The sequence below is a fragment of the Arthrobacter sp. ISL-69 genome, from assembly GCF_018613775.1.
GTDB lineage: Bacteria > Actinomycetota > Actinomycetes > Actinomycetales > Micrococcaceae > Arthrobacter.
Genome location: NZ_JAGGPO010000041.1, coordinates 1 through 15,224, shown reverse-complemented (window position 1 = coordinate 15,224; position 15,224 = coordinate 1). Strand labels below are relative to the sequence as shown.

The window sequence follows — 15,224 nt, the reverse complement described above, 5'->3', positions numbered from 1 at the left end:
TGCGCCCAGGGCACCACCGGCTGGGCCGGTCGGGCGGAAGGACGGCACCACGTTGGACATTCGGCAGTTGAACTATTTCATCGCGGTTGCCGAGGAGCGGCACTTCGGCCGCGCGGCCAAACGCCTGCACATGGCTCAGCCACCTCTATCCCAGCAGATCCGCCAGCTGGAAGAGCAGTTGGGAGTCCGCTTGCTCAACCGCACCACGCGGAGGGTGGACCTCACAGCGGCGGGCCAGCTCCTGCTGGATCGCGGCCGGCAGATCGTCAACGAGTTAGCCACACTTCAGGCCGACGTGTCCCAGGTGGGCAAGGGCGCCTCCGGCGTCCTGAGGGTGGGCTTCTCAGGGTCGGCAACCTACGGCGTCATGCCGCAGATCGCCCGCCTTGCCAAGCAGGTCCTGCCGGGCCTGTCCCTTGCGCTGCACGGCGAAATGCTCACACCCTCCATGGAAGCCGGGCTGCGGGAGGGTACTTTGGACGCCGCGTTGCTGCGCCCCCCCGTTGCTTCCCCCGACATCGACTACCGGATCGTGGCCAGGGAGCCGCTCGTCGTCGCGCTTCCCTCATTCAGCGCCCTCGCGGTAGACCGGACCGTGGCGATGCACGAACTGCAGGACCAGGACTTCATCGCCTATGCACCCGAATCCGTGCTCTACCGCACCACGTCAGACCTGTGCCGCCAGGCCGGCTTCCGGCCACGCATCGCCCAGGTGGTGGGAGAGACCTCCACGATGCTGGCATTCGTGGCCGCAGGGGGCGGGGTGGCCGTCATGCCATCCAGCGTGCGGGCCATCCAACTCGAAGGCGTCGTTTACCGGGAAATTGAAAACGTCCCTTCGGTGGAACTCGCGGTCGCCTGGATGCGCGGGCACCCCTCAGCCCTGCTGCAGAATTTCCTGGAAGTCGTGGATACCGCGACTGCAGAGCCCGGGCGCCTGCCCCCGCACCCCGGTCCCGCGCCGTTTCCCACTCATGAAAGGCTGACCTGCTGATGAAGATCGCAACCATTGAGGCGATCCCCTACTCGATCCCCTATCTCCACCCCCTGCACTTCGCCTCCGGATCCGTGCACGAGGCAGACCATGTGCTCATCAGGCTTCGCTCAGACGACGGAGTGGTGGGCACTGCCGACACACCGCCGCGCCCATACACCTATGGTGAGACGCAGAAGTCCATCGTCGCGGTAGTGGAAGACATTTTTGCCCCGCAGCTGATCGGGGTCGACATCTTTGACCGGGAGAAAGTCCAGGAAATCCTAAACCGGACCGTCCACAACCAGACGGCCAAGGGGGCCGTGGATATCGCCCTGTGGGACGTCATTGGCAAGACTCTGGGGCAGCCGGTGACAAAGCTGCTGGGCGGGTACACCGACTCGCTCCGGGTCGCCCATATGCTCGGCTTCAAGCCTGCCCAGGAGTTGCTGGCACTAGCGCTGGAGTTCCGCGAGACCTATGGCATCAACACGTTCAAGCTCAAGACCGGGCGCCGTCCCCTTCACCTCGACATCGAGGCCGCCCGGGTACTGCGGGATGGCCTTGGCGAGGACGCTGAGCTATACATGGATGCCAACCGCGGGTGGTCCGCCAACGAGGCCGCCGACGTGTTGCGGCGCACGGCGGAGTTGGGCCTGCAGTTCCTGGAGGAGCCCGACGACGCCCGCGAGGTCCTCGGGCGCCGTCGCCTCGTGGCGAACTCCCCCATCCCCATCGCCGCGGACGAGTCTGCCGCCAATCTAGGTGAGGCCGCACGGGAAATCCTCACTGGCGGCGCGAACCTCCTGGCTGTCAAGACGGCACGGTCCGGTTTTACCGAGGCGGCCAAAATCGTTGGGATGGCCGAGGGTATGGGCATCGACGTCTATATCGGCAACCAGATCGACACCCAGGTCGGCACGGCCGCCTCGGTGGTCTTCGGCGCTGCCTTCGCCCATACCGCCAAGCGGGCGGCGGAGCTGTCCAATTACCTGGACATGGCCGACGATCTCCTGGCCGAGCCCCTGGCCATCACCGGCGGTCGCATCCGTGTTCCCGAGGGACCGGGCGTAGGCACAGCTGTTGATGAAGGCAAGCTCTCCCTGTACCGCTCAGACCGATAACATCCCACCTTACGAAAGTACATCCGTGAAATATCTTGTCCACATGGACGTCAACCTGCCCGCCGACCTCCCCGCCGCTGAAGCCGCCGAGATCAAGACCAAGGAGAAGGCCTACTCGCAGGCGCTGCAGCACTCCGGAAAGTGGCCGGAAATCTGGCGGGTGGTGGGGGAATACGCCAACTACTCAATCTTCGACGTCGATTCGAACGACGAACTTCATGAGCTCCTGCAAAACCTTCCGCTGTTCCCTTTCATGGACATCTCGGTAGTGCCGCTCGCCAAGCACCCGTCCGATGTCAAATAGACGCCAGGTCAAGTTACACCTGCTTACATCAGGACAAGCTGTGTCCCGGCTCAGTCCGTGGCCCGGAACGCAGCCGCAAGTTCGCTGCGGGAACGGACTCCCATCTTCCGGTAAACCCGCGTCAGGTGATACTGCACCGTCTTCTCCGCAACGAACAGAGCGCGGGCCGCCTCCTTGTTGGTGGCCCCGGCCGCGACCAGCTCGGCCACCGACCGTTCCTGCGCTGTCAACTGAATGTGGTGGTCGCTGGCCGCCATGAGCACGGGGTCGGCCGGATCGGGCAGGTGACCGACGTCGAGACCTGTCGCTTTGAGCTCACGGTCGCACCGTTCGACGTAGGTGGCCGCCCCCAGGGAGTCGTACAGGTCTCGGGCCACGCGCAGAACCGAGGACGCCAAACGCCGTTTGCCCGCCCGGCGCATGCTCTGGCCGAAGGCAAAGCTAACCCGGGCCCGCAAATACGGCCGATTAAGCCCGCGGAGGTGGCCCAGGGCCGCCTCGAAGTGTTCCCTGGCAGTGTCAGGGTCCCCCTGCGCGGCCACGAGCCGGCCTCTCGCCCACGCCATCCGCGCCAGATCCGATGGCACTTCCCGCTCTCGAGGCACACGTTCAAACGCGGTGAGGAACGAGTCGGCGGCGTCGAGCTGGTCGGTCATGACTAGGGCGTTGACGTAGGTGTCCTGCCAGGGCCAGAAGGACACCCGGTTCTCAGTCCAGGGGTCCAGCTCCGTCAGCGGCTGCAGCACCGCCAAAGCACTTTCGTAGTCGGCCCGCGCCTCGTGGAAGCGGGCACGGGCAAGGCTTGCCGGCACCTGCATGGCCCGGTAGGTCCCCGGCTGCACCGCTGCCTGCGAAACGTAGTAGCGGGCCCGGTCCCAGTCGCCGCGCATGGACCAAAGCTCCGCGGCAGTCCAGTACAGCAGGGGCCGGATCAGCGGCATTCGCGAGGTTTCGAGGCGGACGGATGCGCGCGCCACGGTGGCGGCAGCCGCATCCCAGTTTCCAAGCACCAGGTGGGTACGCGCCAGCCACGCCTCGGCCCACAGGGAAATCCGCATCGAGCCGCCACGGTACTCAGTGGGAGCGGCCGCCTCGAAGTTCACCAACGCTGACTCAACGTTGTCAAGGCGTAATGCCAGCCAGCCGGCACCCATCTGGAGCCGCTGCTTTTGGGCGTTCTCGGCAGCATGTTCGAAGGCCCGGTGGTAGGAGGCCTCCGCCTCCGCGAGCCGGCCCTGTGCATACAGGCCCAAGCCGTAGATTGCCTCTGACTCAACGTGCGCGGGGGTTCCCGGCTGCGTAAGTTCCATAGCCCGTTCGGCCCAGCCGGTAATCAGCGGGCCGTCCCAGGACGCTACCCCGTGCAGGACGAAGCGCTGCGCCACCTGCGCGGCGGCCGCGGGATCACGATGCGGGTTGCAGGTGCGCCAGGCCATCTCCAGCTGCGTTTGCGCGCTGTCATTTTGTCCCGACACAGTGGAGAGGTACCCCAGGACGGAGGAGCGGAGCGGTGAGGATGGCAGGGCGTCCACTGCCGCGCTCCACATCTGCGCCTGGGCTATGTTGCCGGAACCCACCAGGGCATCCACGGCTCTCAACAGCCTGTCGTTCCGGGATCGGATGTTGTGGGAAAGCCGGGACGCGGAGAACAGTGCCGTCGAGGCATCCTGCCACACTCCCAGCAGGGCCTGGCCGCGGGCGTACTCCTCCAGCTCCTCGGCAAGGGCCTCGTCTGCCCCGGGAGTTGCTGAGACGCGGTGGCCCAGACGTTCACCCTCGGGCTGCACGGCCTCAGCTGCCAGCCGGTGCAGCGCGATGCGCCGGCTGGGGACGATCTGTTCGTAGATGGCCTCGGCCGTGCCTGGTTCAAAGAACACAACGGAAGAACGGGCCTGATCCACAGTCAGCCCCAGCAACCCTGCCCGGTGCCCCTCGTCAAGTGCCTCCATGACCGATTCCAACCCGCTGACCTGGGAAACCTCTGCCAGCCCCGCGCTGCGTCCAAGCACGGACGCAGACTCTGCCACAGAGACCAGCCCGGGAGACGCCGCCGCCAGGACGCTGCGCATCCGGGCGCGGACCCTGGAGGTCGGCGGCAGGGAGGGAAACCACGTCTGCCACGCCTCCGCTGGTAACTCGTGGAGCAGCTCTACGACCGGTTGCGCGATTCCGCGGGTGTGCTGGACCAGCCCGTGGGCCGCCGTGGAACTAAGGTCGATGCCGAGCGTCGTCCGGGCAAGATGCTGGACCTGCTGCGGCGTGAGCGGATCCAGCGGGATACGGGTGACCTGATGACCTGAAAGGAAGTCCAGTGCACCTGCGGGGACACGTGTTGCGTCATCGGGGTTGATCGTTAGCAGGAACAGGATCCGTTTTCCGTGCAGCCGGCGCATGACGAAGGTGAGGATGCGCAGGCTCTCGGTGTCGAGTTTGTGAACATCGTCGACGGCGACAACTACGGTGCCGTGCGACTGCAGTCCTTCGAGGTGGGTGCTGAGCGTCGAAGCGTAATTGACCACCTGGCCCGGCGTGAGCGACGCGACGGGGCCAGGGGGAACGGGCGGGCCGCCGTCGTAATCCTTTGCCGAGCGAAGCGGCGTCGTGAGCATCAGCTGGGAGTAACCCGCAAGGGCAAACTGAGCCTCCCAGTCGTCGCCCATGGCGGACAGCACGCGGACACCCCGGACCCCGGTGCGGCAGTGCTCAAGGAACAAATCGAGCACTGCGGTCTTCCCGGACCCCGCCGGCCCGGAGATCACGACGGCGCCCACACTTCCCTTGCGGACAGTGCGGAGAATCTCCAACAGCTCCTCGAAGACCCCCCGCCGGCCAACGAGCGGAAGGTCCTCCGCCATTTCACCGCTGAGGAAGCCCGTCGTCATAACCGCAATCCTACTGGAGCGGACCGCACGGCCTTGGCGGCGGGAATCCATCACCGGTGGGCTTAGCCCTGATCCCCGCCAGCAACTGCAAGAATGGATCCGGTGAGGTAAGACGCTTCATCTGATCCAAGGAAAACGATCGGCGCCGCCTGCTCGTCCAAGGTTCCGTAGCGCTTGAAAAAGGAAGAATCCACGGTTTGGTCGACGATCACCCGGTACCAGGCCTTTTCCGTGGAGGATTCGGCCTCCGGCCCCCGTTTGACCTTGCGGGGCGGTGCCTCGGTGCCCCCCGGGGCGGTTGCGACCACGCGGATGCCGCGTCCCCCCACCTCCATTGCCAACGACTGCGTTAAGGCATTCACTCCGCCCTTCGCCGCCGCATAGGGCACCCGGTGCAGCCCGCGGGTGGCCACCGAGGAAACGTTGACGATGGTGCCGGAGCCCTGCTCCAGCATGGCCGGCAGCACAGCCCGGCAGGTCCAGAGGGTGGGAAAAAGCGATCGGCGGATCTCCTTCTCGATCTTCTCCTCGTCGTACTCTTCGTACGGACGGGCCCAAATCGTGCCGCCGACATTGTTGACCAGCACGTCCACCCGCCCGTGGGCGGCCAGCGCAGCCTCCACGGCCTGCTGCGCACCTGCAAAGGTCTCAAGATCTGCGGTCACCGAGGTAGCCGAGCCTCCTGAACCGGAAACCTGGGCGGCCTCCTCGATCCCCTGCGCCACCCCGTGGACCAGGTCGGACCGGTCCACGAGGACAACGGCGCCGCCCTCGGCCCCGATCCGCTCCGCTACCTTCTGGCCAATGCCCTGGGCGGAGCCGGTCACAAGAGCTACCTTGCCGGCATAGCGGCCCGGCGTAATGAACTGTCCAGCATACGGCTGCGTCATCAGTGGCTGGCCTTGGCATCGATCGCCTGGGCCATGGTGTCCTTGGCGTCGTGTGCATGGGACGTAATGACTTCCCGCACCCGTGCCTTGTCCTGACGCTCGAAGGCGTCGACGATATCCAGATGGTCCTGCCTGACCCGCGTGAAGATGCTGGTTCCGGCCTCGAAAGCCGCCGCCATCTGCGCGTGGACGTCGAGCCGGCGGTAGGACTCGAGCAGCATGGGGTTGTCGCAGACCATAAAGAGGTATTCATGGAACTCCTCGTTGGTCCGCGCGAACTCATCCGGGTCATGGATGGTGCCGCCGGTTACAGAGCGCGTGGTGGCCTCGGCGAGCCGGCGGAACTGGTGCAGCTGCTCCTGGCTGAGCCGGCCCAGCATCAGCTCGCTCACTGCGAGCTCCAGGCCCATGCGCGCGTCAAGCTGGGCGAAGCTGTCCTCCTTGCGGAAATCCAGCCGGCCGGTCTCCAAGGACGAGACTGCCTCGCTGCGGCTCATGGTGTCGCCTTCAGCCTCGATCTTCTCCACGGGTGTCGGCGCACCGGTCTCCGCGTCGCCGCCGGTGGTCTCCTTCGGGGCAAAACGCTCGAAGTAGAAGTTGGCAGGCTTGATTCCCTCGGAGTCCAGCCACTTCGACACGGCATTGACCATGGGAGGCGGCCCGCAAAGATAGATGTCAACATCGCCGTCGAACAGGTGCGAGGGCGCAATGATCTGGGTGACATAGCCCGTGTTTGGAGCAGACGTGCCGGGTTCGGACGCAATGTAGTCCCATGTGAAGCCGGGCAGCTTCGCCTCATATTCGCGCAGCCAGTCCAGGCCAACGATGTCCGCCTCGCGGGTCAAACCATAGATCAGGTGGACAGGTACCGACGGCGGATTCTCGGAAAGCTTCTCAAGGATGGACAAGAGCGGGGCCAAGCCGGTACCGCCTGCCAGGAGCAGCAGGGGGCGCTTGGGCTCGCGTAGGAAGAACGAGCCGTAGGGACCCGTGAATTCGATGGCGTCGCCCACCGCTGCCCTGTCGCGCAGGTATTCGGACATCGCACCTTGGGGCGTCACCCGCACCATGAACGACGCGTCGTTCACCTCGGGGCCGCTGCTGAATGAATAGGAACGCTCCGCATCGGTTCCGGGGACCTTGAGGTTGACGTACTGGCCCGGGAGGAAGGCCAGACCATCCCGGTTTTCCACGTCCAAGATGAAGGAAACCGTGGTTTCCGTGTGCCTGCTGAGCTCCTTCACGGTGGAAGTGAAGGTGGTGGCCGATGTTTTCGCCGATTCCGACGTGGCAGGGATCTGAATGGCCATATCGGACTCCGGCACTGCCTGGCAGGTGAGCATGTAGCCCTTTTCGAGCTCCTCCTCCGTCATGGCGTCGTCAATGTAGTCGCCCGGATCGAAGGAACCGGAATCGCAAAAGGCCTTGCAGGTGCCGCAGGCACCATCACGACAGTCCGACGGAATATTGATGCGTGCCTTGTACGCGGCGTCCATCACGGTCTCGTAGTCGCCGACCTTGATGACTTTGGTGACGCCGTCCTCGAAGCTGAGGGCTACTTTGTGGCCCATGATTTCCTCCTGGCTGGGGATCGCGTCGTCGCGACCCGGGAAAGTGTGGATGTGCCCGACGGGCACGGTTTTTGACACGGTCAAGGCCGGTGCCGGGGAAATGCCGGGCACCGGCACGGGGCCGTCAGATCATGTAGACGTCCACCACGTGATGGATGTAGTCGTTCTTGAGGACGACCTTCTTCTTCATGATTACCGGCTCCCCGCCGGCAAGATCGATCGTGTAGAAGCTGGTCCCGAAGTACGTGTCCGTAGTGTTGTAGCGGAAGTACAGGGTGAACCAGTTGAAGCGCACCTTTACCTGGTCGCCGTCGTGCTCCACGATCTCGATGTCTGTGATGTTGTGCCCGGTGCGGGGCTCCGGGAGGGAGGTGGCCGAGGACCGGTCCGTCTTGATCCGGAAGACCCTGTCCTCAATGCCGCCGCGGTTATCGTAGTAAATGAGCGAGATCTCGTTTTGCGGGTCCTCGGTCAGCCGGTCGTCGACGTCCCATGCGGGCATCCAGAACTCGGAATCCGGGTGGTAGCACCGGAGCCAGTCATCAAATTGGCGCTCATCCAGCAGCCGGGCCTCCCGATACAGGAAGGCACGGACAGTTTCGAGCGTGGCGATCTCCTCGGCGGTCTTGAGCGCCGCAGCGGGTTTTGTCAGGTTGATCATGGGTTATGCACTCTCTCTGGTTCGACGTGGACGGAGTCAGGCAGTGACGGGAACGGCATCCGCGGTGGCGCGCTCCGCCTCCACCAAAGCCCGGTCCATGACTTCCTTCCAGTACCCGTGCTGGATCGGGTAGAGCCCCTCATCCTCCGTGCGCACCCCGGATGCTATGACCCTGGTCATGCCCAGCGCCCGGGCCTGCTCGTCGGGGCCTGCGATCTCATGGGTGGACCCGCGCGTCATGTCGTTCCACGGCGCCGAGGTGGCCCAGTACGTCTTGTTGCAGGATCGGAACTCCTCGAGGTCGTCTGGGGTGGCCATGCCCGTGGCGTTGAAGAAGTCCTCGTACTGGCGGATGCGCCTGGAGCGGTTCTCCTGGGATTCGCCCTTGGGTGCGATGCAGTAAATGGTGACCTCGGTCTGGTCCGCGGAGATGGGGCGGAAGTGCCGGATCTGGGAGGAGAACTGGTCCATGATGTAGACATTCGGGTACAGGCACAGGTTCCGCGAGATGTTGATCATGAAGTTGGCCATCTCCTCGCCGTACTTCGCCACAAGCTCCTCGCGGCGGTCCCACAGCGGGCGGTCCTCGGGGTTGGTCCACTCCTGCCACAGCAGCAGGTGTCCGTGGTCGTAGGAATAGAACCCGCCCTTGACCTTGCCCCATTTGCCGGCGTCCATGGCCTTGGTCTTGTTGGCGGAGTCGCCTGCGCTGCGGCGGGCGGTGGTGGCAGCGTAGTTCCAGTGCACGGCGGTGACGTGGTAGCCGTCGGCGCCGTTCTCGGCCTGCACCTTCCAGTTGCCGTCATAGGTGTAGGTGGATGAGCCGCGCAGCACTTCGAGTCCCTCCGGGGACTGGTCCACGATGGAGTCGATCACCTTGGTGGCGTCGCCCAGGTGCTCTTCGAGCGGGAGCACGTCCGCCTTCAAGGAACCAAAGAGGAACCCGCGGTAGGAGTCGAAGCGGGCAACCTTGGTGAGGTCGTGGGAGCCCTCCTTGTTGAAAGTCTCCGGGTAGCCGGCGCTGCGGGAGTCCTTGACCTTCAGCAACTCACCGGAGTTCTTGAAGGTCCAGCCATGGAACGGGCAGGTGAAGGTGGTGCGGTTGTCCGTTTTGCGGCGGCACAGCATCGCGCCGCGGTGGGAGCAGGCGTTGACGATGCAGTTCAGGTTCCCGTCCTTGTCGCGGGTAATCACAACAGGCGTGCGGCCGATGTTGGTGGTGAAGTAGTCCCCAACATTCGGGATCTGGGACTCATGGGCGAGATAAACCCAGTTGCCCTCGAAGATGTGCTTCATCTCCAGTTCGAAAATCTCCTCATCGGTGAAAATTTCGCGTTTGGCCCGGATGACGCCGTTCTCACGGTCGTCGATCACGGCGTCGGAAAGGACCTCACGGACATGGGTCAGGTTCTCGGTCATGGCTGCTCCTTCATTGGAGAGTGCTGTACAAATTTGGCGGGAGGTCCGAGCCGGCCGCGGGCGCCGACGGGGGACGTTGTCAGGCAATCCTGTCCTATCGTGACCGCACTCACATCAGGCAAATACCTAGGTTCGACCAAGGGTGCGATTATGTAGGCTTCATGACTAAAAAGCGGCTAAATCGATATTTGTGGCGTCCTTATCGCGAGGCCTATCATGAGACAGGCATCACGCGCAGCCACGTCACCGCGGGATAAAACCCTGGCGCGCTGAGGCTCGCAGCGGGTGCAGGAACCCTTCCTCCCCTGTTCAACGAAGAGTATGGAGAACACCATGACTGACACCCAAGCGGACGCCCGTAAAGAGGACGAGGGCACCGCCGTCGAAGCCGGTTCAAAGGCCACCGAGCGCTTTACCTCCTCAGGAAAGCTCGCGCAGGTGGATGTGCCGAAGGAGAGGGTGAGCCTGCTGGCAGGGGCACTTATCAAGGCCGCCAACGACATTGTCGTCGAACACGAGGTCACCTACGAGGAATACAACGCACTTAAGGCGTGGCTGATCAAGGTGGGGACAGACGGGGAATGGCCGCTGTTCCTGGACGTGTGGCTGGAACACACTGTCGAGGACGTCAACTCCCAGGACCGTCCTGGCACCGTGGGCACCATCGAGGGACCCTACTACGTGCCCGGCTCCCCTGTGCTCCAGAGCCCTGGCACCGTGGAGATGCGCGAGGACGAGGAGGGCACTCCGCTGCACTTCACGGGCCGCTTTACTGATACCGAAGGCAATGCTATCCAGGGTGCCCAGGTGGAAATTTGGCATGCGGACAGCGCCGGGTTCTACTCCCAGTACGCCCCGGGCCTCCCCGAGTGGCTCTTCCGCGCCACGGTCAAGGCGGACGACGACGGCCGCTTCGAAATCAACACGATGCGCCCGGCGCCGTACCAGATTCCCACGGACGGAGCTTGCGGGCAGCTGATCAACGCGGCCGGGTGGCACGCCTGGCGCCCGGCGCACATCCACATCAAGGTTTCCGCGCCCGACTTCCAGCCTGTAACCCAGCAGCTGTACTTCCCCGGCGATCCTCACAACGCCGACGACATCGCATCGGCGGTCAAGCCCGAGCTGATGCTGGACCCGCGGCTGCGCACGGACGGCCAGTCCGGCGAAGAAGTGGTCTATGGCTACATTCTCGCCAAGGAAGGCCAGCACAAGTAAGAACCTCCGCCCGCAATCGGTGCCGGCGCCTCGGCCCTTGCACGGACGGCGCCCCGGAGTGCCAACTCCGGGGCGCCGGTTTTCTTCCGCCGTTCCCAGGAGCCAGAATGCCGCGATCCCGCCAGATTTCGCCCGCCATGCCCCACGCGGAAGCCGTTGCGGCTCCGGAGTCCCGACCGCTGCTTGAACGCCCGGGGGTTCGTCCCGCCGGAGTGCGCCAATTCCTCCGGGACCTGGGCACGCCCTATGTTTCCAACGGGGTGATCGGCCTCATCTTCTCCGGCTCCGGCCCAATAGCGGTCACCCTGGCCGTTGGAACGGCGGGGGGACTTACTCAGGGCCAGCTCGCGTCCTGGGTGTTTGGCATTCTTTTCTCGGGCGGGGCGGCGACCCTGTTCATGTCGCTCCTCCATCGCCAGCCCCTCGGCTTCGCCTGGTCCATTCCCGGCACGGTGCTCCTGGGCCCGTCCCTGCAGCACTTGTCCTTTCCGGAGGTGGTCGGAGCGTTCTTCACGTCCGGCATGCTCATCCTCGCGCTGGGTGCCACCGGAATGGTTCGCCGGATCATGGCCGCCGTCCCGATGCCGATCATCATGGCCATGGTGGCCGCTGTGTTCCTGAAATTCGGGACCGACGTCGTGGTCTCGGCCCAGGCGAACCCTGTGGTGACTGTCCCGATGGTGGCCGTCTTCCTGGTCCTCTCGGCCGTTCCTGCCCTGGGCAGGTTCCTTCCGCCGGTGCTCGGCACACTTGTGGTTGGTTGCCTTGCCGTGGCGGCAAGTGGCCAATTTTCCCTCCGGGAAAGCGGACCGGTTCTTGCCATCCCGGTCTTCACCCTTCCTGAGTTCACCTGGGCTGCCCAGCTCGAGCTGGTTGTTCCCCTGGCCCTCACCGTGTTGTTCGTTCAGAATGGCCAGGGCGTCGCCGTTCTCCGTGCCGCCGGCCACAATCCGCCGATCAATGTCTTCGCCATCGTTTCGGGTGCGTTTTCCTTGCTCAACGCTTGCTGCGGCGCTGTTTCAGCCTGCGTGACCGGCCCCACGAACGCCCTCATGACCGCTTCGGGAAGCAGGCAGCGCCAGTACACAGCCGCCGTGGTGTACGGCATCCTGGCCATAATCTGCGCCCTCCTGGCTCCCACCCTCACCCGTCTCATGCTCGCCGCGCCCAAGGAATTCATCCTGGCCCTGGGGGGCATTGCCATGCTGCGAGCCCTCCAGCAAGCCTTTGTGACCGCTTTCGCCACAGCCTTCACCCTGGGGTCCCTGGTGACATTCGTCGTGACCATGTCCGGCATGAATCTCTTCAACATCCATCCGGCGTTCTGGGGCCTCGTCATCGGCTACACGGTGTCCCGACTGCTTGAACGCGCGGACCACGCCAAGTCATAACGCCAAAATCACCAACGGCGCGTCTGACGCCTGCAGCACCCGCTTCCCACTCTTGGCTCCTCTACCCTGCTAGGCATCTTCCTGCAATTACAGCTCAACTGTTGATCGCTTGCGGAGATCCAGAAACTTGCCAGCCGGCGCCAGGTCATGCAGGGAGCGGCCCTATCCGCCATGAACAGATAACGAGCGACACCGCTATCCACACACGAAAGGAGGCAGCTGGTCGCCAACAAAATGGGCCCCCGAAGGGGCCATAAGTGAACAGTTTGTCCACACTCAGAGGCTCACAAGCCCATGAACAGGGAAACCACGTGCCCGAGGTGGGACTCGAACCGGACTCCAGCCCTTGCAAACACTGGGAACTCCTGAAAACATGGGCAATCCGTCCCAGTCCGACCAATATACGACCCGATCCGAACCCGAAGGTGTGGACATTGTCCACACCTTCTTTTTGCGACATTCCAAATGACGTCCGAACAGCTGCCGCATATGCAGTGCAAGCACGCCGCAGCAGTTCCCTGGTTGCCCCGGGAAGGACGGGCTCCAAGATCTTCAATCGGTCTCTCACCTGCAATTGCCAGTCCAATGGATCCTGTCCGGCTACCTTGTCTTACGCAGCAGATCTGCCGACCGGCTACATGCTGGTACTGCCGCTGGCCAAGGCCTGATCAGATCTTCGCGCTAGTCGCGCGTTCGTGCGCTTCCCGTGCGGGCCCTCCGCGCCACGACGAACGGACGAACCACAGCGCCCCCTCGGAAGCCATCATCGGCGTCCGAGGTAGCCGCCCGTTGGTGCAACCAAGCTCGATTTGCGAACGGGCCGCCGTGGTTGCTGACCTGGAGCGTCTGGAATCCGAATTCGGAACACACCAGCGTCCGTGAGCTGACTCACAGGACTGCAACCCTATCGCAACCCTCCCGTGCCTAAGCTGAGGACAACGGCCGTCGTTCCCGCTCACACCAACGGTGGAACGATGCTCGTGTTTCACACGGCAAACCAAGACGGTGCAGGTGACATTGCACGACAAGACGCGGACCGGCACGCCGACGGGGTTATCCACGCCCCAAACAAATCCGTTCGCCTCACCCGTTTACCCGGTCCTTGAGGTCCCGCTGCAGTCACTGTCCTCCGGCAGGGCGCCCACTCCGTCCAGGACGTTGAACTACCTGCCCCCGCATACCAAGGGACATCGGCTTGGCTACCGCTCCACTTCCTGTCCGTGCAGTCCTTTTCTGCCGGTACAAACGACGAAGGAAAATCGACAATGACGACGATGCAAGCAGCCGTAGTAACTGAATTCGGCAAGGATCTTCAGATCCAGGCCCTTCCCGTTCCCACCCCGGGGCGCGGCGAGGCACTGGTCAAAGTATTCACCACCGGTGTGTGCCACACCGATCTGCATGCCGCGGAAGGAGATTGGCCGGTCAAGCCGTCGCCGCCCTTCGTCCCCGGCCACGAGGGTGTCGGCGAGGTGGTGGCCCTCGGTGAGGGTGTGACGGACCTGGCCGTTGGCGATCTGGTGGGCAATGCCTGGCTCTGGTCCGCTTGCGGCGACTGCCAGTACTGTCGGACAGGTTGGGAAACGCTGTGTGAAGCGCAAAGGAACGCCGGCTACAGCGTTGACGGTTCCTTCGGCGAGTACATGCTGGTGGACTCGCGCTTCGCCGCCAGGATCCCGGCCGGTTCGGACCCCGTGGAAGTCGCGCCCGTGCTCTGTGCCGGCGTGACCGTCTACAAGGGACTCAAGATGACCGAGGCCCGGCCCGGCCAGTGGGTAACAATCTCTGGGATCGGCGGCCTAGGCCATATTGCCGTCCAGTACGCCGTCGCGATGGGCCTTCGAGTCGCGGCGGTGGATATTGCGGATGACAAGCTGGCCCTCGCGAAGCAGCACGGCGCCGAACTGACCGTCAACGCCCTGCATGAAGACCCGGTCGAGGTCATCCAGCGCGAAACGGGCGGCTGCCACGGCGTGTTGGTGACCGCAGTCCATCCGTCCGCGTTCGGGCAGGCGATCGGGATGGCCCGGCGTGGCGGCACCATCGTCTTCAACGGACTGCCGCCGGGGGATTTCCCGGCGCCGATCTTCGAGATCGTGCTCAAGGGCCTGACCGTCCGTGGGTCCATCGTGGGAACCCGGCAGGATCTGGAGGAGGCACTGGACTTCTATGCCCAGGGCAAGATCCACCCCACCGTCTCCACCCGGAAGCTTTCCGAGGTGAACGCCGTCCTTGACGAGATGAAGCACGCCAAGATCGACGGTCGCGTCGTCATCAGGTACTGACCCGATCAAGTACTGACCAGTCCCTACAGGAGCAGCCAGCGACCGTGGTGTCTCACCAGGCGTTTTGTGGTACCGCCGCTGTCGGGAGCTGATTGTCCAGCGAAACGAACAGATCAAGAACCACTGGAGTTCGGGTCGGCGGATGCGTCCCGGATGGCCCGCCGGCCCGAACTCAGAACGCCTTGCAGCTGCAAAGCGGTGCAACACAGCCCCGGATCCGCTGACCAGAACTGCCACGAGGCACGAAGACACGGCCTGGGGCACAATCAAGGAGACAATGATGACTGCAGCATTTGAGCCCACCCAGCAGACGCCCGAAGAGCAGGCCGCCGCCCTGGAGAGCGAGTGGGCCGCCAACCCCCGCTGGGAAGGTGTGACCCGTGACTACAAGGCAACGGACGTCGTCCGACTCCGCGGCCGTGTCTCTGAAGAACACACGCTGGCCCGCCGCGGCTCCGAGAAGCTGTGGAAGCAGCTGACCTCCGAGCACAAGGAAGGCAAGTACA

General features: G+C 64.1%; 11 protein-coding genes and 1 pseudogene. 7 read left to right on the top strand and 5 right to left on the bottom strand.

The window, feature by feature from the left end:
• The first annotated feature begins 52 nt into the window (after positions 1-52).
• The 3 genes from J7I79_RS21740 to catC are packed head-to-tail and all read left to right on the top strand — an operon-like array spanning position 53 to position 2,401.
• On the top strand, positions 53-994 hold the full coding sequence (locus J7I79_RS21740; RefSeq protein WP_214956933.1) for a LysR substrate-binding domain-containing protein: 942 nt from the start codon (positions 53-55) through the stop codon (positions 992-994).
• Positions 994-2,097 (top strand): mandelate racemase/muconate lactonizing enzyme family protein, encoded by a 1,104-nt coding sequence (locus J7I79_RS21735; protein WP_214956931.1) that lies wholly within the window; start codon positions 994-996, stop codon positions 2,095-2,097. The genes J7I79_RS21740 and J7I79_RS21735 overlap by 1 nt, the downstream gene beginning before the upstream one ends.
• Before the next feature lie 25 nt (positions 2,098-2,122).
• Positions 2,123-2,401, top strand: coding sequence for a muconolactone Delta-isomerase (catC, locus tag J7I79_RS21730; protein WP_214956929.1), 279 nt, complete (start codon positions 2,123-2,125; stop codon positions 2,399-2,401).
• Between the two features lie 50 nt (positions 2,402-2,451).
• On the opposite strand, the gene J7I79_RS21725 is transcribed toward catC, so the two are convergent.
• The 5 genes from J7I79_RS21725 to benA all read right to left on the bottom strand — a co-directional run bounded on the left by J7I79_RS21725 (position 2,452) and on the right by benA (position 9,824).
• A complete protein-coding gene (locus tag J7I79_RS21725; protein WP_214956927.1) occupies positions 2,452-5,283 on the bottom strand; it encodes an AAA family ATPase in 2,832 nt (943 codons plus the stop codon).
• A gap of 62 nt (positions 5,284-5,345) precedes the next feature.
• Positions 5,346-6,173, bottom strand: a complete 828-nt coding sequence (locus J7I79_RS21720) for a 1,6-dihydroxycyclohexa-2,4-diene-1-carboxylate dehydrogenase (protein WP_214956925.1) — start codon at positions 6,171-6,173, stop codon at positions 5,346-5,348.
• Positions 6,173-7,744 (bottom strand): benzoate 1,2-dioxygenase electron transfer component BenC, encoded by a 1,572-nt coding sequence (gene benC / locus J7I79_RS21715; RefSeq protein ID WP_214956923.1) that lies wholly within the window; start codon positions 7,742-7,744, stop codon positions 6,173-6,175. The genes J7I79_RS21720 and benC overlap by 1 nt, the downstream gene beginning before the upstream one ends.
• Positions 7,745-7,868: 124 nt before the next feature.
• Complete coding sequence (gene benB / locus J7I79_RS21710) at positions 7,869-8,405, bottom strand: benzoate 1,2-dioxygenase small subunit (RefSeq protein ID WP_214956921.1); 537 nt, start codon at positions 8,403-8,405, stop codon at positions 7,869-7,871.
• 36 nt (positions 8,406-8,441) lie between these two features.
• On the bottom strand, positions 8,442-9,824 hold the full coding sequence (gene benA, locus J7I79_RS21705; protein WP_214956920.1) for a benzoate 1,2-dioxygenase large subunit: 1,383 nt from the start codon (positions 9,822-9,824) through the stop codon (positions 8,442-8,444).
• A 321-nt stretch (positions 9,825-10,145) separates the two neighbouring features.
• Between benA and catA the strand changes: the two genes are divergently transcribed.
• From catA to J7I79_RS21685, 4 genes and pseudogenes are all read left to right on the top strand, one after another.
• A complete protein-coding gene (catA, locus tag J7I79_RS21700; RefSeq protein WP_214956918.1) occupies positions 10,146-11,042 on the top strand; it encodes a catechol 1,2-dioxygenase in 897 nt (298 codons plus the stop codon).
• A 107-nt stretch (positions 11,043-11,149) separates the two neighbouring features.
• Positions 11,150-12,433 (top strand): benzoate/H(+) symporter BenE family transporter, encoded by a 1,284-nt coding sequence (locus J7I79_RS21695; RefSeq protein WP_214956916.1) that lies wholly within the window; start codon positions 11,150-11,152, stop codon positions 12,431-12,433.
• A gap of 1,274 nt (positions 12,434-13,707) precedes the next feature.
• Complete coding sequence (gene adhP, locus J7I79_RS21690) at positions 13,708-14,718, top strand: alcohol dehydrogenase AdhP (protein WP_214956954.1); 1,011 nt, start codon at positions 13,708-13,710, stop codon at positions 14,716-14,718.
• Between the two features lie 280 nt (positions 14,719-14,998).
• A pseudogene (locus J7I79_RS21685) lies at positions 14,999-15,224 on the top strand (isocitrate lyase); the annotation flags it as partial.